The sequence below is a fragment of the Winogradskyella aurantia genome (assembly GCF_002266855.1).
Classification (GTDB): Bacteria; Bacteroidota; Bacteroidia; order Flavobacteriales; family Flavobacteriaceae; genus Winogradskyella; species Winogradskyella aurantia.
In genome coordinates this window covers 129,704-150,226 of the sequence record NZ_NGJN01000007.1, presented here as the reverse complement: position 1 = coordinate 150,226, position 20,523 = coordinate 129,704, and the positions used below count along the sequence as shown (strand labels likewise).

At 38.8% G+C, this 20,523-nt stretch carries 10 protein-coding genes; all 10 read left to right on the top strand.

Going from position 1 to position 20,523, the window contains the following annotated elements; translation table 11 throughout:
- The first annotated feature begins 203 nt into the window (after positions 1 to 203).
- The 10 genes from CA834_RS12965 (at position 204) to CA834_RS12920 (ending at position 20,515) form a co-directional block, all read left to right on the top strand.
- On the top strand, positions 204 to 3,236 hold the full coding sequence (locus CA834_RS12965; RefSeq protein WP_094969142.1) for a SusC/RagA family TonB-linked outer membrane protein: 3,033 nt from the start codon (positions 204 to 206) through the stop codon (positions 3,234 to 3,236).
- Between the two features lie 7 nt (positions 3,237 to 3,243).
- Complete coding sequence (locus CA834_RS12960; protein ID WP_094969141.1) at positions 3,244 to 4,707, top strand: RagB/SusD family nutrient uptake outer membrane protein; 1,464 nt, start codon at positions 3,244 to 3,246, stop codon at positions 4,705 to 4,707.
- Between the two features lie 10 nt (positions 4,708 to 4,717).
- Positions 4,718 to 6,808: a PKD domain-containing protein gene (locus tag CA834_RS12955; protein ID WP_094969140.1), complete on the top strand. Its 2,091-nt coding sequence runs from the start codon at positions 4,718 to 4,720 to the stop codon at positions 6,806 to 6,808.
- Positions 6,809 to 6,820: 12 nt separating this feature from the next.
- A complete protein-coding gene (locus tag CA834_RS12950) occupies positions 6,821 to 7,756 on the top strand; it encodes a glucan endo-1,3-beta-D-glucosidase (protein ID WP_094969139.1) in 936 nt (311 codons plus the stop codon).
- Positions 7,757 to 7,848: 92 nt separating this feature from the next.
- On the top strand, positions 7,849 to 11,022 hold the full coding sequence (locus CA834_RS12945; RefSeq protein ID WP_094969138.1) for a glycoside hydrolase 5 family protein: 3,174 nt from the start codon (positions 7,849 to 7,851) through the stop codon (positions 11,020 to 11,022).
- A gap of 7 nt (positions 11,023 to 11,029) precedes the next feature.
- A complete protein-coding gene (locus CA834_RS12940; RefSeq protein WP_094969187.1) occupies positions 11,030 to 12,454 on the top strand; it encodes a carbohydrate-binding protein in 1,425 nt (474 codons plus the stop codon).
- A gap of 19 nt (positions 12,455 to 12,473) precedes the next feature.
- Positions 12,474 to 13,316 carry a glycoside hydrolase family 16 protein gene (locus CA834_RS12935; RefSeq protein ID WP_240507608.1) on the top strand — a complete coding sequence of 281 codons (843 nt, stop codon included), beginning with the start codon at positions 12,474 to 12,476 and terminating at the stop codon, positions 13,314 to 13,316.
- A gap of 77 nt (positions 13,317 to 13,393) precedes the next feature.
- Positions 13,394 to 15,670 carry a PKD domain-containing protein gene (locus CA834_RS14795; RefSeq protein ID WP_094969136.1) on the top strand — a complete coding sequence of 759 codons (2,277 nt, stop codon included), beginning with the start codon at positions 13,394 to 13,396 and terminating at the stop codon, positions 15,668 to 15,670.
- Between the two features lie 118 nt (positions 15,671 to 15,788).
- The gene (locus CA834_RS12925; protein ID WP_206186880.1) at positions 15,789 to 19,238 is read left to right on the top strand and encodes a hypothetical protein; all 3,450 of its coding nucleotides are present in this window, start codon (positions 15,789 to 15,791) and stop codon (positions 19,236 to 19,238) included.
- A gap of 95 nt (positions 19,239 to 19,333) precedes the next feature.
- Positions 19,334 to 20,515: a glycoside hydrolase family 17 protein gene (locus CA834_RS12920; protein ID WP_094969134.1), complete on the top strand. Its 1,182-nt coding sequence runs from the start codon at positions 19,334 to 19,336 to the stop codon at positions 20,513 to 20,515.
- Positions 20,516 to 20,523 lie beyond the last annotated feature (8 nt).

Here is a 20,523-nt window from a genome sequence, read left to right as displayed (position 1 = left end):
ACCATACATTAAGAGTATTTGTTAAAAATGTTAAGCTGATGTTAAGTAAATATAAATAAATTGAAAAGCCGTATGAACTTGATTTTGACTGCGATTGTCGTAATAATAGACCTTATTTTTTAAATTGTATATTTATTGTATAGCCTTTTTTTGTGAATTCCCTAATATTTTGTGTTAAGTTGCATAGACTAATTAATTAACCGATGAAAATAAAAATATTGATACTTTTTGCGACGGTTTTTGCATTTGCAGTTTCGGCGCAAAATGTAAATGTAACCGGAACGGTTACCGAAGCTTCTACGGGTCTCCCACTACCAGGAGTTAATGTGGTCGTAAAGAACACTACTAAAGGTGCATCCACAGATTTTGATGGGAATTTTAAAATTGACGACGTGAGTTTAAATTCAATTTTAGTTGTCTCTTACATTGGATTCCAGACACAGGAAATTAAAATCATTAATGATGCTCCGCTGAGCATAATGTTAGCGGAGGACGCCGAAGCATTAAATGAGGTGGTCGTGATTGGTTACGGTACCCAAACAAAAAAGGAGATTACGGGAGCGGTGTCAGTCGTCTCAAGTGAAACGATTGAAGAGTTAAAACCGACACGGGTAGAGCAGGCCCTTCAGGGACAGGTACCAGGTGTCAATATTACATCAACATCTGGTGCTCCAGGAGCACCACTTACCATTAACATTCGTGGTATTTCAACTAATGGAGATAATAGGCCGTTAATTCTAGTTGATGGAAACGTTATAGAGGATTTAAGTGTATTGAATCCTAATGATATCGAAAGTATTAACATTTTAAAAGATGCTACTGCAGGAATCTATGGTGTTCGGGCAGCCAATGGTGTAATATTAATAAAAACAAAGTCTGGCCGTAAAAATATGCCTACTACGGTGGAAATAAATGCATGGGGTGGCGTTCAAGAAACAACGCGTGAATTACCCACGTTAAATGCGACAGAATATGCGCTATTAGCGAATGAAGCATTCGCAGCCAATGGCGATCCTCTACCCTTTCCAAACGTAAATGGTTTAGGACAAGGAACGGATTGGCAAGATGAGGTATTTCAAAGGGCTCCTATTTATAGCACTGCAATCAGTATTAGAGGAGGAAGTGAGAAACAAACTTTTGCTTATGGTGGGTCGATTTTTTCACAAGACGGTATCGTCGGGGGGAATAGAGCCAATTTCTCACGTCTTAACCAAAGTCTTAATTATAGTGTTGACTTTTTAGATAATTTAAAACTTAATGCCGGTATAATTTGGAATCATACCAATAGAAATAGATTAAATGAGGGTGGTATAGGATCTGTATTGTTTAACGCTTTAAACAATGCTCCAACCTTACCCGTAAGGACACCAGGTGGAAGTTATTCCATATCGGAAGGTCTAGGTAATGAGGTGGTAAATCCTCTGCAGCAAATTGATAACACATATAACCGCCAGCTGGTGGATAGAATTAGTGGTGTCGCGGGGCTATCTTATAATTTCCTAGAGCATTTTACGGCTCAGGTAAATTATCAATTTAATTATTCTGAGGAGGATGTTAAAGTATTTACGCCAGAGCAATTTTATGGAAGTGGAAAGGTGTTTAATGTGTTTAGGAACCAGGTTACCGAAAATGCCAATATTTTCAGAGACTATACTTTTGATGCTACTTTAAAATATGACAGGACCTTTAATGATACTCATAAACTTAGTGTTTTGTTAGGAACATCGGTATTTAAAACCTACGGTATTTTTACAGGATTTACCGGATTTGATATTCCGGGGAATTCCATTGCCAATGCCAGTATAGCAAATGCGTCAGACGTAGAAAATGTCAATCAGCAACTTGGCGAAGATCCCTTTTTTGACTCACGGTTGCTTTCATATTTTGCAAGAGTTCAGTACGATTACAAAGGAAAATATTTATTTAGTGCGGTAGTTAGGCGTGATGGGTCCTCTGCTTTTGGTCCAGAGAATAAGTTTGGTTATTTTCCATCTTTCTCTGGAGGTTGGGTAGCTTCTGATGAGTCTTTCTTAGAAGATAGTTCATTTTTCGACTTTTTGAAATTAAGGGCCTCTTACGGGATTTTAGGAAATGACAGAATTCCCGGCTTTGCTTTCGTCAGTACTCTCGATGGCGAAGCGACTTATGTTTTTGATGGTACAAGAGCTTTTGGACAAGCTACAGGACGGATTGCAAATCCAGAAATACGTTGGGAACAGCAAAAAACGTTCGATATTGGACTAGATACTAGGTTCGGAGATAACAAGTTTGATGTTACAATGGACTACTATATTCGACGAACTGAGGATTTACTGGTGTCACCACAAGTGAGTGGTTTATTAGGTCCAAGTGCGCCAGGTGCATCGGCACCCCTTGTAAATGCTGGAATTGTAGAAAATAAAGGTTTTGAGTTTGCACTCGGCTACAAGGATACATATGGTGACGACTTCAATATATCAGCACGTTTCAACCTTACTACAATTCAAAATGAAGTTATTTCTGTAAGTGATGGTGTGGAATTTTTGGAAGCCGGTTCTTTTGGAATTGGTCAAGATCCGCCAGCAAGAATGGAAAGTGGATTCCCCTTAGGCTATTTTAGAGGTTTTAAAACCGCGGGTATTTTTCAAAATGAAGCACAAGTTGAAAGTTTACCGACAATTAATGACAACGTTAGACCAGGTGATTTAATTTTTGTAGATATAAACAACGACGGAATTATTGATGACGATGATCGAACGAATATTGGAAATCCAATACCTGATTTTACACTGGGTTTGAATCTGTCATTTGAATATAAGAACTTCGATTTTGTGGCCTACGCGTTTGCGACTATCGGTAATGAAATTGTAAGGAATTACGAGCGTAATAACCCATTAACCAACAGAACTACGTATTTCTTAGATCGTTGGAGAGGAGAGGGGACAAGCAATTCCTTCCCAAGAGTAACAACTGGAGCCAATTCCAATATTTTATTTTCAGATTTTTATGTAGAAGACGGTTCATTCTTAAGAATGCAAAATATTACTTTAGGCTATAGCCTATCTGACAGGGCATTAGAAGGGTCCAAAATAAGTAAGCTGAGATTTTATGCGGCCGTTCAAAACTTATTTACCTTAACTAAATATCAAGGATATGACCCAGTAATCTCTTCTGGAGCACCTATTGGAGCCGGAATAGATGGAGGGGCCTACCCTAATCCACGTCAATTTTTATTAGGTATGAATTTAAAATTTTAAGACAACGATGAAGACAAGACATTTATATTTAATCTTAGCCGTACTATTCATTGCCTCATGTAGTGATGATTTCGTGGATGTTGATCCACAATTTACCAACTCTGCGGACTTCTTTAATTCTGAGGAAGATTATCAGAATGCTCTAATAGGAGCCTATGACCTCTTGCAAACGACATACATTAATGTGATGCTAGGTGAAATAGCTTCTGATAATACCTTATCTGGAGGAGAAAGTGCCACAGATGTTATAGGGATACAAGAAATCGATGAGATGATGCACACACCTATGAATCAGCAATTGAGAGATATTTGGGGGTGGATGTACGCTGGTGTTAACCGGACAAATTTCATAATGCAAAATGAGAATAACTTTGAATTTGAAGGTCGGGCCAACGTTATAGCTCAAACGCGTTTTTTGAGAGCGTATTATTATTTTGAGTTAGTTAAGTTTTTTGGTGACGTCCCCTTAATTAGAGACCGCGTCGTTGAGTTTGGTGACGAGCGTGATATACCAAAAGCTCCAAAGGAAGACGTTTATGCGTTAATGGAGGAAGATTTAATTTGGGCAGCCGATAATCTGCCACTTCAACAATCACAAGTAGGTAGAGTGACTAAAGGAGCCGCACAAGCCTTGCTCGGCAAAGTATATCTCTATCAAGAGAAATTCACTGAGGCGGCCGGTGCACTTCAAGAAGTTATTGACTCAGGAGTTTATGACCTATTAGACGATTACAGTACTATGTTTGAAAATGACAATGAAAATAATATAGAATCTGTCTTCGAAGTACAATATACGGATGAAGAGGGTGCTGGTTTTGGATGCTTACAATGTAGCGAAGGAAATATAGCCGTTGGCTTTAATGGAATTAGAAATTATAACGGGCCATTCTTTGATTCTGGTTTTAGTTTTAACGTCCCAACACAAGACGTGGTAGATGCTTTTGAAGAAGGAGACAACAGACTTGAAACAGCGATATTGGATATTGAAGCTTTGGCTGAGGAAACAGGTGCGACTTACGATATTGGTTATAAACATACAGGTTACTACAACCGGAAATATATTGCCAGACAAGGGGATGCCAATATCGGTGATGCTAATTTAACCAACCCAAACAACTACAGGTCTATACGCTATGCTGACGTGCTGTTAATGGCAGCAGAAGCTCTCGCTAGCGCAGAAGTAGGTAATGATTCACAAGCATTGATTTATCTTAATCTAGTCCGTGAACGTGCTTTTGGTAACTCGGACAATAATCTTTCGGTTGGAGGAATTGGCCTTAGAAATGCTATTCAGCAAGAGCGACGCGTAGAACTTGTAGGTGAAGGTCATCGTTTCTTTGACCTGGTTCGCACAGAAAGAGCGGCTTCTGAAATAGACGGATTCCAATCAGGAAAACACGAGGTATTTCCAATACCGCTTATAGAAATAGAATTAGCTGGAAATCAGTGGGAACAAAATCCAGGATATTAAAAATTTAGTTATGAAAAAATTTGGTTACATAATTTGCTTGTCAGTTTTAACATTGTTGGCAGCTTGCTCTGAAGATGAGCGCGATATTGATTTTATAAACGATGCACCAGCGCCCTCAGACGTGTCAGTGTTATTTATTTCTACTGCAGATAATTCAGGGTCGGTAAGTATGATTCCGACAGGGACAGGTGCTTCCTTCTTTGATATTTACTTCACCGGTAGTACCACACAGCCAGAAAGAGTAAGTCCTGGTGAGGTTATACAAACTATTTATGAGGAGGGTGTTTACACAGTTAGAACCATAGCCACTGGTGTTAACGGAAAACAAACCGAGGTAGAACAAACCTTGGATGTGTCTTTTATACCGCCTCAAAATTTGGAGGTGACTGTTGTTAATGATGGTTCGGTATCTAATACGGTCCGAGTGAATGCCACAGCAGAGTTCGGTATAAATTATGAAGTGGATTTTGGTGAGGAAGATGGCGATGGCGATGTTGTAGGAGCCAATATCGGGGAGGAAATTGTTTACGAATATGACGCACCGGGCCTTTATACAATAACCGTTACGGCGTTTAGTGCTGCCATAGAGACAACTGAAGTTGTTTTTGAAGATTTTGAGGTTACTGAAATTTTGGCCCCCATAGCTTCAGCGCCAATCCCACCAGCTCGATCAGAGGGGGATGTCATTGGCATTTTTAGCGAAGCATATCCCTACGATGAGAACAATGACTTTACTCCATTTTGGGGCCAGCCAAATGAGGGTTACTCGGCAGATATTTTTGACCTAGATGGCGATTTAATGCTTCAGTATACCAATCTATCTTACCAGGGAATTCAATTGGCTGTACCAACGGATGTGTCACAAATGGAAACCTTGCACGTAGATGTTTGGACACCTAATGATATTGATGCTAAAATATCTCCAATAAGTCCTGGTCCAAATGAAGCGGCTTTTGATTTAGATCTTAATCCCGGTGAGTGGACATCTTTCGATATTCCACTATCATTTTTTACGGACGCTAATCCATTAGTAGATTTAACACAAATCATTCAGTTTAAATTTGACGGTGTACCTTCAGGTGAGGGAACCATTTTTGTAGATAACCTCTATTTTTACAGACCTCCAACAGGTCCACCACCAATGGCAGGGACTTGGCGTATGTCTGCAGACGAAGGATTTTTCGTTGGTGAAGGTAGTGCCGTTTACTTTGCCTGTAACTCAAGTGATGGTTGCTCAACGACAAGAGCTTGCTATTTTGACGATCTTTATGTGTTTGGCGCTGACGGGTCATTTATAAATGATTTAGGTGCTGAAAGTTGGATAGAAGGCTGGCAAGGTGGTTCTGAGGCTTGTGGCACTCCTGTTCCACCTCATGATGGTTCAAACCCTGCCACCTATACGTACGACCCTGAAAACAGTCAGGTAACGTTAAATGGTGTTGGAGCCTATATTGGATTGCCTAAGGTGATTAATGGGGCGGAAATATCCAATCCTGCCGATGCACCTCAAAGTATAACCTACAATGTTACCTTGACGGACAATAATAACAGAATGGTCGTTGAAATCTTTATCAATGCAACCGTATTTTGGCAGTATGTTTTAGAACGGGTTTCTGAACCATCTCCAGTGGAAGGAACTTGGGTGATGTCGCCTAATGAAGGATTTTTTGTCGGAGAAGGTTCTGCCGTTTACTTTGCCTGCAATTCAAGCGATGGCTGTGCAACAACAAGGGCTTGTTATTTTGACGACCTTTACATTTTCAATGCTGACGGATCATTTACAAATGATTTAGGCGCTGAAAGTTGGATAGAAGGTTGGCAAGGTGGGTCTGAGGCATGTGGTCCTCCTGTGCCACCTCACGATGGTTCAAACCCTGCTACCTACGCATATGATGCTAATGCAGGGACGCTTACTTTAGATGGTGTTGGGGCTTATATTGGATTGCCTAAGGTGATTAATGGGGCGGAAATATCCAATCCTGCGGATGCACCTCAAAATATAACGTATAACGTAGAATTGACGGACAATAATACAAGAATGGTGGTTGATATTTTTATCAACGCAACGGTCTTTTGGCAATATGTTCTTCAAAAAATATAAAATCAAAATCTGATGAAAAACTATATAAAAATTACAATAGTTGCGGTTTTATGCTTGTTTATTCAAGCCTGTCAGGAAGAAGACCAAGAATTTGGTCCCGTGGTTGCACCGACCAATATAGATCTTCAACTAACTTATTTAGATGATATTGATGGTGATGGCGTATTGGATGAAGTCGATGCTCCTGGTTTAGGGAGTGGATTTGTTAAATTTACGGCAACAGCAGATAACGCCTTGTCCTTTGTATATGAGGTGAATAATATTAGGACTACAGCGGTTAATGGAAAAGCGACATTAGTATTTTCTACGCTCGGGTTAAACACCTACAATGCCACGGTAATTGCCTATGGCACAGGTGGAGCATCTTCTAGCCAGACCATTCAATTAGACGTATTGTCAACTTTTGAAGTTCCAGCAGAACTCATTACGATGCTAACCAACGATAGCCAAAGAACATGGCGCATAAAAGCTGAAGTTAATAATCATTTTGGCTTAGGACCTGTAGGAGGTGGTTTTAATGAGTTTTTCCAAGCGCCGGCATTTGATAAAGAAGGCGTGGGAATGTATGATGATCGTTATATTTTTAACGTAGATGGCACATTCACACACATTACAGATAACACCAATGATGACCCTGATGTTAATCCAGAAGGTACGGTATTCGGTAGAGAAGTTTTAATCGATGAATTGAACGGTCCAGGAAGTGGTACGTCAAATGGAGCAGATATTGAGAATTATCCATATTCTGATTATAGTGAGAGTTGGTTTATTACTGGTCCAGGAGGTGTAGAAACCTTGAACCTAACCGGAATTGGATTTTTAGGATATTATACAGGAGGTGACCACACCTATATTATAGAAAGTCGATCTATCAATGAAATGGTTGTTAGAACAACCGATGGTAATGGAGAATTCGACTGGGGTTTCATCCTAATAGCCGACGAATAAGTTAAAATGTAACAAACAAAAGAATTGGTAAAATAAAGATTTTGTCTTTTATATTACCAATTCTTATATTTAAAGCACTAAATAAAACTATTATGAAAAAACACCTAACGGCGCTATGCTTTATTTTCAGTATTTGTCTAGCTCATGCTCAGTCTACTAAAGTGGTTGTCCAAGAGGACGAAAGTGGTAAGAGGTTAGTAGTCAATGGTAAAGACTTTATGATAAACGGTATGAACTGGGATTACATACCCATAGGTACAAATACGGTAGATGCGCAATTCTGGGAAAAATCAGATGATATCATTAAAGCTGGTCTCGATACAGAAATGTCCTTATTGAAAAATATGGGCGTTAACGTGATTCGCCAATACACTGGTGTGCCAGCAAGATGGATTCAGTATATCTATGAAAACTATGGTATATATACTATGCTAAACCATTCGTTTGGTAGATATGGTCTTACCTTAGATGGTGTTTGGACACCTGTGACTATTTATGATGATGAGGTAACGCAGGAGTTTTTGATGTCAGAAGTGACTAAATTGGCTGAAGAGTATAAAGATACCCCAGGGCTTCTTTTCTATTTGTTAGGTAACGAAAATAACTACGGTTTGTTTTGGCAAGGTGCTGAGACGGAAGATTTTCCCGATGATGACGAACAGAAAAAGTTTATTGGAGAATCGCGAGGCCGACCAATGTACCGCTTAATGAATGAGGCGGCTAAAGCAATGAAGGCCATTGATCCTTCACACCCTGTGGCCCTGTGTAATGGTGATGTGTTATTTATAGATATTGTTGCAGAGGAGTGTCCAGATATAGATATTTATGGTACCAACACTTATCGTGGTGTTTCCTTTACGGACATGTTTGATGTAGTAAAGGAAAAATTAGATATGGCTTTGGTATTTACAGAGTTCGGTTCAGATGCCTATAACGCCAAAGAGAATAGGGAAGATCAAAAAATGCAAGCCTATTATAACTTAGGTAATTGGAAAGAAATTTATCAAAATGCTGCTGGTTTAGGTAAGGCAGGTAATTCTATCGGGGGTTTTACTTTTCAATTTAGTGATGGCTGGTGGAAATACGGTTTTGACGATAGAGAAAACGCGGACAGACACGATAATAACGCCTCTTGGACCAATGGCGGTTATTCATGGGATCTTGCTCCAGGCCAGAATAATATGAATGAGGAGTGGTTTGGTATTTGTGCTAAAGGACCGACTAATGAGCGTGGGTTGTATGAATTATATCCAAGAGCGTCTTATTATGCCTTAAAAGAGGCACACCAACTCAATCCTTATGACGAAGATGTCAGTGTAGACTTCATCGAAAATTACTTTAAGAACATAAATATTATGGATGCTGTGCTCCGTGCTAGGGGAGACAGAGCTGCACTTGAAGGAGGGGGTACAACAAAAATTGGAATTAGTCAATTACAAGCAAAATTCACTACATTCAATACAGGGGGAACTTTAATAACAACCCCTGACAATCCGGATCCTAATTCCACGACCTTTCCAAATCAATTAGGCTTTGATCATATGCAATCGTACTTCGTTGGCGTTGAGGCAAGTCCTGCTGCCAATTTAAGGGCCGAAGTGGTTTTTAATTTTATCGGTAAGGTGGCACTTAATCCTATTGATGAAATTTTTTATGAAAACAGGGCGAGAGTGATTACCGTGCCAACAGATAATGGTGACGTTACATTGCCAGACATTAATAGACTCAATATATACCAAGGTGAATTTGAATGGAATGCCAAGGATTTTGATTTAAGAGGCTTTTACCGTACGGGACATTACCACTGGCAATACGAAGGTGATTTATTCGGATTCTATCCGGAGGCCAATTACGGACCTAACTTAGATATCTATGGTGGTGAAATTTTTGGTGCTGAACTTGATGGAAAGGGTGATTTAGAAGGATTAAAAGCAGCCTTCGGACCTCAATTATGGTGGGGAGCCAACCCGACTATGTTATTTAAGTATCAACGAAAAATTGGACACTATGAGGTAGCTGGTATTTACCATCGTGATGTTCAGACCGAATTGCAATTTGATGAAAATGGTCGCCGTCTTCTAGATCAAAACCAAGTAAGAAGTGGTATAATTCCAGCTTGGCCCACAGAACGCGCCTCTCTGGTTGTGGAAAGAGAGCTTGGGAAGTTCGATATAGCTGTAGGTGGTATGTGGGGTGGAGCTCCATTAAATGGCAGTTCCTATCAAGATGTTAGAGATGGTATTGTGTATGTTGATAAGATTGGAACTGAAGATAATTGGGGCGGTAAGGCAAAAATCACATACGAAGGTGGTAAGTTTAATTGGTATGCACAAGGTGCTTACATGGGCTTAGTAGCTACAGGAGGTTTTGATGCCACTCAAACCTTTACGGGTTGGCGATTAAAAGATTCTGGAAGTGGTAACCAAACTAATTTTTTAACGGGTTTTACCTATTCCTTTGATAATTTTCAGATAGCACCTAATTTTTTATGGCAAAAGCCATTGGTAGATCCAATACCAAATGACGTTAATGCACCAGGGCGCTTAAGAAACTTTATTGATGACCCATTTGCAGTACGAGGTAATCGAGAGACCACCGCAGGTGAGATTTTATTTACTTACGATCCTACACCAGGGACTTGGATGTATCAGTGGGATAATGACCGGTCAGAAGATGCAAAGTTCGCCATGAATTTGGGATTTGTTTACAGATACTTGCCAACTACAATGGATGCTGCTATCGGTTTCTTAGACACGCGTGAATTTTTTGCGTTTGCTAATTCAGCGCCAGCTCAAGACTTATGGGAGATACATTCAAGAATGGTGTCTAAATTATCACCTGATTTAGGTTTAATTGGTAATTTCTACTACGGAAATGGTCAGGCCAACGGTGATAGTGATAGAACCATCACGCGTTTTGGAGGCGATATTAGGGCCATATACAAAAAGATGAAATTAGAGACACATGTTAAGGTAAACGATTGGGGACCCTTTGATTATCATAGAGATTTTAACTTGACATTCCCACTACAATTAATGTTAGATATTTCAACGTCCTTCGGTAAACCAGATTGGTTTATTCTACCTAATACAACTATTGGATTAAGAGGAACTTGGCGCTCATTAAATGAGTTTTCAAATAGATATTCACCATTAGCTGTAAGGCCTGGCAGTTTTAATGAACCGCCTTTAATTAGTCCTGTAGGATTTCCGGATGGCTCTGAATGGGAAATAAGAACATATGTCAATATTAATATTGGAAAATAAAAATATTATGAGAAATAGAAATTATAGACTTTTAAACCAAGCCGCAGTTGCTATTGTTTTGTTTATTGCTGTAGCAGGCTGTGAAAGAGATTTGTCTGATGAAGCAACCTTTGCAACATTCCCAACGCAACCTGATATTTTTACGGACAATCCAATAGGCCTAACGGATGAATTTTTTATTTCATTTGACCCTGCAATAGGTGCAAATACGGAGGCTTTCGATACGGATAACAGTGAGGCTTATGAAGGTTCATCTTCAATACGAATAGATGTCCCGGCTACAAATGATCCCAATGGTGGGTTTGTAGGCGGTATTTTTCTAGATAGGGGCGAAGGGAGAAATTTAACAGGTTACGATGCTTTGACCTTTTGGGCTAAAGGATCTACTACTGCAACAATTACAGGCGTTGGTTTTGGAAGCGATTTTGTGGAAGATAAATATACTACGGTGCGAAGTAATATTCAACTTTCAACGAATTGGAGAAAATATATTGTACCGATACCAGATGCTTCTAAACTTACCCAAGAGCGTGGAATGTTTATTTTTTCAGCCGATCCTGGGAGCACCAATGGTGCAGGTTTTGTCTTTTGGATGGATGAAATAAGATTCGAGAACTTAGGGACTATTGCACAATTAAGGCCGTCGATATTTGGTGGGGAAGATTTAGTTGAACAAGGCTTTACAGGATCTGTAAGACAAGTAACAGGTTTAGGCGCTAAATTTAACACAGCTACGGGAGGAGATGTTACAGTTGCGCCTTCGCCCCGTTATTTTGACTTTTCTTCATCAGATACCAGTGTTGCGTTTGTCAATGAATCCGGATTAATTGAAATTATTGGCGAAGGTACAACAACCATTACAGCACAACTTAATGGTGTCTTAGCGGAAGGCTCGTTGGAAATTACATCTGCAGGAGCATTTGAGTCAGCGCCAACACCAACAAGACCGGAATCTAGTGTCATTTCAGTTTTTAGTGATGCCTATTCAAATATCCCAGTAGACTATTATAATGGATTTTTCACACCAGATGGTCAAACAACACAAGGTGGTGCAACACCCGTAGGACCAAACGAATCAGTTATTAGTTATACGGATTTGAATTTTGTTGGTATAGGATTTTTTAATAATGTACCGTCAGTCAATGCTACTGCAATGACCCATTTACATGTGGATATCAATGTGCAGGAAGCCATTAATCCTGGAGATTTTCTCCGTTTACAACTTCTTAATTCTGTGGGGAACAATGAATCTTCCGGAGTGTTCACCATAAACGGTACTGAATTAGAATCACAAGAATGGGTCGGCTTTGATATTCCATTATCAGACTTTGCCGGTTTAGCAGATCGGTCGCAGTTAGGATTGCTGTTCTTTATTTCCGATACAACAATTTCTAATATTTTTGTCGATAACATATACTTTTATCAAGAATAAAAAAAAATGAAAAATGAAAATGATTTTAAAAAATAACTATGTAAAACTTTTACTGGTTGTGAGTCTTTTTATAATGGGCTGCAATACAGATGAAACACAAACGGTTACCAATTTTGATAATTTGGTGCTTGAGGATAACTTCGATGTCGATGGTCAAATAGATACATCCATCTGGAATTTTGACATTGGTAATGGTGCTGAGCAAGGTATTCCAGGCTGGGGTAATAACGAGTTACAGTTCTATACGGACAGGACCGAAAACGTTACAACTGAAAACGGATTTTTGCTAATTACTGCTCGTCAAGAAGCCTTTAACGGTTCACAATATACATCCGCTAGGCTGCAGACCAAAGGAAAATTTGACCAACGTTATGGGCGTTTTGAAGCGCGCATGCGTTTGCCTTATGGACAGGGTATGTGGCCCGCATTTTGGTTGTTAGGCGATGACAGTGATGGGGAAATCTGGCCACAAGTCGGCGAGATAGATATCATGGAAAATACTGGAGATAAACCAACAGAGATTTTTGGCACTATCCATGGGCCTGGATATTCAGGTGCTGAGTCAATATCCAAGTTATATGATTTACAAAATGATAGGGTGGACACAGGCTTTCATATCTATGGTATAGAATGGGGCCCAAATTATATTAACTTTTATATTGACGATGTATTGTACAATCAGTTAACACCTGAGGATGTTGCTGATGAAACAGACGGTGAGGGCCAGTGGGTATTTAATGATCGACCATTTTATATTATCTTAAATATTGCCGTTGGGGGTAATTTGCCCGGACCACCAAATGCAGACACCGTTTTTCCACAAACTATGTTGGTGGATTACGTAAGGGTTTACACTGAATAAATAATACATACTAAACTAGATCAATAAATTCCCTTCCACGATGGCTTGGGTTTATAATTGAGAATAAAACAAATCAGATGAAAAATATAATTAAAGGAATTAAAGCTATAGGCATTTTGTTTGTGGCATTTGCGTTTTGGGGATGTGAAGATGATGATGTGGTACTGCCACAACTGGAAGCGCTATTTACCCAAACGATTAATCAAGATTCGGGTGTGGTAACATTTTTAAATGCCTCAAGTAATGCGGATACATTTGCTTGGGATTTTGGTGATGGAACTACCTCTACTGAAATCAATCCGGTTAAGGTTTATCCTACTGGGGTATACACTGTGGTATTAACGGCGTCTAATTCGGCAGGAGCATCAGATACCTTTGAGGATGTCATTACCATTCAGATACCAGAAGAAATTCAAATTCCAATCTCATTTGATAATCCCTTAGTGGCATATGATGCGACTACTTTTAACGGTGCTTCTTTTGAGGTTGTTGAAAATCCTGACCCTTCAGGTGCTAACGATGTGGTATCGAATGTGGGAGCCGTTACAAATAGTGGTGCGGCATTTGAGGGCTTTTTCTTTGACTTAGGTGAAGATTTAGATTTAACCACAGACAAATCCATTACTATGAAATTCTGGTCAACGCAACCTATAGATGTACTTGTAAAACTAGAAGAAGGTACTGGAGCTGATGCAGAAATTGCAGCTAGTCATGGCGGTACAGGATGGGAAGATATTTATTTTACGTTCGATTCGGCAGAGAGCTTTTCAAGGTTTACCATGTTTGTAGACGGACCAGGAACTACAGCTGGCACATTCTATTTAGATGATATAGAACAACTTAATTCTAATGATGTGCCTTGTACACTTACGGATTTAGGCCTCCCCATTGATTTTGACTGCGAGAGCATAGATTATACGGCAAAAATTGGAGGCGATGTATCCTTTACTATAGTGGAAAATCCAGAACAATCAGGTATTAACGACCAAGCGACTAACGTGGGTCAGATCACTAATGTTGGGAACCAATTTGAAAATGCATTTTTTAACTTAGATACGCCGATTGATTTTGCTGCTGATAAAGGTGTAAGACTTAAATTATTTTCTAATGCTGCGTTACCTGTCTTGTTAAAGTTTGAAGATGGAACGGATGTAGATGTAGAAGATACACAGATGCATGGCGGAACAGGGTGGGAAGAATTAACCTTCACCCTTAACTCTGCGGCAAGTTTTAATGACATGGTTTTATTTGTAGATGGTCCAGGTAATACTGCAGGCGTATTCTATGTAGACGATATCGAACAAGTATTTGTAAATGTCGGTGATCCATGTACACCGGAAACCGGACAATCCTTAAATGCAGCAGACTTTAATCTAACATTTCAGAATGATCCTACATCTAGTATTGTTTCAGATGGGGCTGGTTTTGCTTGGATAGATAACCCAGACTTTGATAATGCGGTAAATACCTCATGTAAAGTCGGGCAAATTGATAGAACTAGTGCGGCTGCGTTTGCCAACAATCAGATTCTTTTAGACGCAACTCTGGATTTTAATACTAATGCTGGCTTTAAGATGAAAGTATGGTCACCAGTAGGAAGTACGGAAGTATTGCTCAAATTAGAAGATCAAAACAATGCAGGTACATTTAAAGAGGTTTTTGCTACCACATCAGCGGGTAGTGCAATGCAATGGGAGGAACTTACCTTTAATTTTGCTCCAGGAGATTCTGGTCTTTATGATAAATTAGTTATCTTTTTTGAACTAGGAAGCTCAACTGAAGAAACCTATTACATAGATGACTTAAGTTTGTTCACTGACGGTGGCGGCGGCGGCGGCGGATGCACAGGAGATGCAGTTGCAGCAACGTCATTCCCAGTAGATTTTGAAGGTTGCGAGTCGTTCATAAGTACTTTCCCGGATAGTGGTATAACTACGGAGCTAGCGGCTAATCCATCAATAGGTGGAATCAACACTTCAGATTTTTCATTAAAAGTTGTTAAATCGGCTGGAGCTGTCAGATTTGCTGGATTCCAAAATGCATTCCCTAATAATTTTAACGCCAACGGTACTTTTAAGGTAAAGGTATATTCATCCAAGCCTAATACGGTGATGCGATTTGAAATAAATAGTGACCCACAAGATCCAACTTCTGGAAATCCTGGTCCACAATATGCCACAATTACAGATGCTAATACTTGGACAGAAGTAACCATAGTCTTCACAGGAATTCCGCCGAGTAATACAGGTGTTAATCAATTCGTTATAAAACCAGATAACCCGTCAAATATTGGAGATATTGAAGTTACACCTACAACGGAGACCTACTATTTTGACGATATAAGAATAGAATAATAATAATTTAAGCTGAAATAAAAGGTCAAGAATTTGTATTCTTGACCTTTTTAAACCTTCAAAATAGTTTGGATAGTAGTCCAAACTATTTGAATTAATTATTAATGATATAAAGACATTGGAAAACAATAATAAAAGTCAAGATAAATCCATAGCATTAGGGCAGGTTTCAATCGATGGTGAATCCTATTTTAGGATTTCTAATAGCGATAAGATGCGCCCATTTTTCATGAGCATTGTTAGTGATTCCAACCATTGGATGTTTATTTCTAGCAATGGTGGTTTAACTGCTGGTAGAAAGAATTCGGAGTTTGCTTTATTTCCTTATTATTCGGATGATAAGATTACAGAATCCGCTGAAATTACAGGTGCTAAATCAATTTTTCAGGTTGAAAAGAATGGCAAACGTATGATTTGGGAACCTTTCTCTATTAGGTTTCAGGACGACTTTAGGGTACAGAGAAATTTATATAAGAGTATTTATGGGAACTCTATAATTTTTGAAGAAGAGAATCTTGACCTAGGTCTTATATTTAGATACCAATGGTGTTCTAGTAATTTATATGGCTTTGTGAAAAAGTCCCAGCTTATTAATAACGGAAATGAGCAGGTAACGATAAATCTGTTAGACGGTATTCAAAACGTACTGCCCTATGGCGTAAGCAGTGCGCTACAAAATGCTAGTAGCAACTTGGTAGATGCGTATAAAAGAACGGAATTAGTTAAAGAGTCAGGACTTGGTATTTTCGCTTTAAGTGCCATAATTGTGGACAAGGCCGAGCCCAGCGAAGCTTTAAAGGCTAATATAGCTTGGTCGTTGGGTATGGACAGTCCTAAATACCTGTTATCCTCACTCCAACTTGATAGATTCAGACAGTTTAAAGAAATTCAACAAGAAACCGACATTAAGGCTGAAAAAGGTGCTTATTTTGTAAATTCTCAAATAACATTAAAAAGTCAATCCCAAAAGGAATGGATAATTGTGTCTAATGTAAACCAAAACCATTCGGACATAGCTGAAATTTCTAAGGCTATTAATGAAGATAGGGCATTACCAGACAAGATAAACGATAATGTTAAGCTAGGTACCGAGAAGCTCATTAAATTGGTGGCGGCGTCAGATGGTTTACAGAAGACCTCTGATAACTTGAGAGATACAAGACACTTCTCAAATACGCTTTTCAATATAATGCGTGGTGGTATTTTCGATGACGGCTATACCATAGAAAAGTGGGATTTAAAAAAATATCTATTAACGGCCAACAAATCCGTTGCAGAGTTAAATGCCAGTATATTAAATGACTTACCGGAAAAAATTGAGCTTCAAGAACTCAAGAACATAGCTAATGCCAGTAAAGACCAAGATTTCTGCCGTTTGATTCTTGAATACATGCCTCTAAAGTTTAGCCGCCGACATGGGGATCCTAGTCGACCGTGGAACAAATTCTCTATAAATACGAGAAGTGAGGTAGATGGTACTAAAATTTTGGATTACGAAGGAAACTGGAGGGATATCTTTCAGAATTGGGAGGCATTAGTGCATTCTTATCCTGAGTATATTGAGAATATGATTCTTAAATTCCTGAATGCCACTACGTTTGATGGTTATAATCCTTACAGAGTAACCAAAGACGGGTTTGATTGGGAAATCATTGAGCCAGACGATCCGTGGTCTTACATTGGGTATTGGGGTGACCATCAAATTATTTATCTACTAAAATTTTTAGAGTTTATTGAAAATCACCAACCTGGTAAGTTGGAAGGTTTATTTAGTAAGGATATTTTCGTTTATGCTAATGTTCCTTATAGAATAAAAGCGTATGAGGACTTGCTTAAAAACCCTAAGGATACCATAGAATTTGACGAAAAATCTGATTCAACTATTAGGTCTAAAAGGAAGAAACTGGGAGCTGATGGTGCATTGTTACAATATGCCGATGGAAGTATTGTTAGATCTAATTTTATAGAGAAAATTTTAGTTACTACCCTTGCGAAACTTTCTAACTTTATCCCAGAAGGTGGTATTTGGATGAATACACAGCGTCCAGAATGGAATGACGCCAATAACGCCCTGGTTGGAAATGGGGTCTCTATGGTAACCCTTTACTACCTGAGACGTTTTTTAAAGTTTTTTGAAGGGGTTTTTCAAGAATCAAATACACAAAAAGTCTATCTATCTAATGAATTGATTGTATTTTTCAACGCTGTAAAGACGGCATTAGAGACCAATTTAAATTTACTTACAGGTCCTATAAGTGATCAACAGAGAAAGGAAATAATGGATGCTTTAGGCTCTGCCGGTAGTAATTACAGAACGGCTATATATCATTCTGCCTTTTCTGGAGAGAAATCCCCAGTAGATTTAAATGATATCAAGGAATTTGTAGCATCAGCTTTACAGCATTTAGAACATTCTATTAATGCAAACAAAAGAGGCGATGGTATGTATCATGCCTATAATCTAATGACGGTTGAAGATGATAATACAGTATCTATCTCTTACTTGGATGAAATGCTTGAGGGCCAAGTGGCGGTATTAAGTTCTGGATATTTGCGGCCTGAGGAAAATCTCGAAGTTCTAGATGCATTAAAACAAAGTGAGCTCTTTAGAAAAGATCAATACAGTTATATCCTTTATCCTAATAAGGAGCTTAAAGGCTTCATGGAAAGAAATAATATTCCAGCTGAAGACGTCGTGAGTTCGGTTCTGTTAAAAAACTTGGTTGCAGATGGTAATTCACGGATTATAGTAAAAGATATCAACAACGATTATCATTTTAATGGTAATTTTAAAAATGCTGGAGATGTAAAAGCAGCGCTTAACGACTTACAGGACTCCAAATACTCGAAGCTTGTACAGGAGGAAAGCCAAAACATACTAAAGATTTTTGAAAAGGTATTCAACCATAAGGCCTTCACAGGTCGCTCTGGAACGTTTTACGGGTATGAAGGTTTGGGTTCTATATATTGGCATATGGTGTCTAAACTGCAGTTGGCGGTATTAGAATGTTGTCTCACAGCTATTAAAGAAGACGCAAGCGAAGTTGTAGTCGGTAAATTGTTAGAGCATTATTATGAAATAAATGAAGGTATAGGTGTTCATAAATCGCCTAAACTATACGGTGCCTTCCCAACAGATCCTTATTCCCACACGCCGTTTGGCAAGGGCGCGCAACAACCGGGTATGACAGGTCAAGTAAAAGAAGATATTTTAAGTCGTTTTGGGGAATTAGGAATAGTTGTAGAACAGGGAAAACTGTTCTTTAATCCATGCTTATTACGAAAAGAAGAGTTTTTTACTGAAAAGACCAGTTTTGAATATATTGATGTATTAAATACTACAAAACGTATTCAAATGGAAAAGGAATCTCTAGGATTTACCTATTGCCAGGTTCCTATAGTATATCAAATGAGCACAAAAAACGAAATTGAGATGACCCATTCAAATGGGGATACCACAACAACTGATGGCCTTTATTTAACTGAGGATTTAAGCTATGAGATTTTTGAAAGATTAGGTTCAGTTGAGAAAATAAATGTTAGGATAACTAAGGACCTTTTAAAATAAAAGTGAGTCCGCTTATTAGATTAAAACAAGTATTATCACAGTAATATTTAGGGTTAAACAAGTGATTGTAACTAAAAACCCGAACTTAAAAACAAATGCAGACAAATAAGAAGGTAACGGCAAAAGATATATTAGGTAATCCAGACTACCTAGCCATATCGTATGGAGGCTATCGCAAAAAGTCGAGAGACATTCAACCTACTATCCAAGAGATTAAAGATGACTTACGGCTGTTGTACGCCATGGGTATTAAATTTTTAAGAACGTACAACGTACAATTACCGCACGCTTCCAATGTTTTGAAGGCCATTACAGAGCTTAAACATGAAGACCCAGATTTCGAAATGTACGTGATGCTAGGTGCTTGGATTGATTGTCTTAATGCTTGGACCGATAAATTGCCAGACCATGACTCAGAGAGTCCTGATAACGAGGCAGAAATAAAAAGAGCTGTAAATTTAGCCAACACTTACCCGGATATAGTGAAGGTCATAGCCGTTGGGAACGAGGCCATGGTAGAGTGGGCAAAAAGCTATTATGTGCGGCCAGTCGTAATATTAAAATGGGTCAATTATTTACAAGACTTAAAAAAGTCGAAAAAACTGTCTAAGGATTTATGGATTACGAGCTCCGACGATTTTTCGTCTTGGGGTGGTGGGGATACTCATTATCATACGGAGGATTTGGAAAAGCTAATACATGCCGTAGATTATATTTCCATGCATACCTATCCTTATCACAATTCTTACTATAATCCTGAATTTTGGAGTGTTCCAAAAGAACATGAAGGGGTTCCTAACGCAGCCAAAATAGAGATGGCGATGGAACGAGCACTTAAGTTTTCGCAAGACCAGTATAAGGGCGTAAAAAAGTACATGGAAAGTGTAGGTGCTAATAAGCCTATTCATATCGGAGAGACAGGCTGGGCAAGTTTGTCTAACGATTTATATGGCACAAAGGGCTCAAAGGCCACAGATGAATATAAGCAAGGTTTATTTTACAGACTTATGCGCACTTGGACTAATGGAGCAGGGATTTCTTGTTTTTATTTCGAAGCCTTTAATGAGCCATGGAAAGATGTTCATAATCCTCTAGGTTCAGAAAATCATTTTGGATTATTCACTGTTGAAGGAAAGGCTAAATATCCTATATGGGATTTTGTGGACCAAGGTGTTTTCGAAGGTTTAACGCGAGATGGAAATCCTATAACAAAAACGTATAACGGTAATAAAGAGGAGCTAATGCCACATGTATTAGTTCCGCCTATTAAACATTAAAGTTAAAG

Bases quoted from the DNA above. Each gene is read 5' to 3' on its own strand.
- CA834_RS12945 (WP_094969138.1), top strand. From the start codon at position 7,849: ATGAAAAAACACCTAACGGCGCTATGCTTTATTTTCAGTATTTGTCTA.
- CA834_RS12955 (WP_094969140.1), top strand. From the start codon at position 4,718: ATGAAAAAATTTGGTTACATAATTTGCTTGTCAGTTTTAACATTGTTG.
- CA834_RS12965 (WP_094969142.1), top strand. From the start codon at position 204: ATGAAAATAAAAATATTGATACTTTTTGCGACGGTTTTTGCATTTGCA.
- CA834_RS12940 (WP_094969187.1), top strand. From the start codon at position 11,030: ATGAGAAATAGAAATTATAGACTTTTAAACCAAGCCGCAGTTGCTATT.
- CA834_RS12920 (WP_094969134.1), top strand. From the start codon at position 19,334: ATGCAGACAAATAAGAAGGTAACGGCAAAAGATATATTAGGTAATCCA.
- CA834_RS12935 (WP_240507608.1), top strand. From the start codon at position 12,474: ATGATTTTAAAAAATAACTATGTAAAACTTTTACTGGTTGTGAGTCTT.
- CA834_RS12960 (WP_094969141.1), top strand. From the start codon at position 3,244: ATGAAGACAAGACATTTATATTTAATCTTAGCCGTACTATTCATTGCC.
- CA834_RS12950 (WP_094969139.1), top strand. From the start codon at position 6,821: ATGAAAAACTATATAAAAATTACAATAGTTGCGGTTTTATGCTTGTTT.
- CA834_RS14795 (WP_094969136.1), top strand. From the start codon at position 13,394: ATGAAAAATATAATTAAAGGAATTAAAGCTATAGGCATTTTGTTTGTG.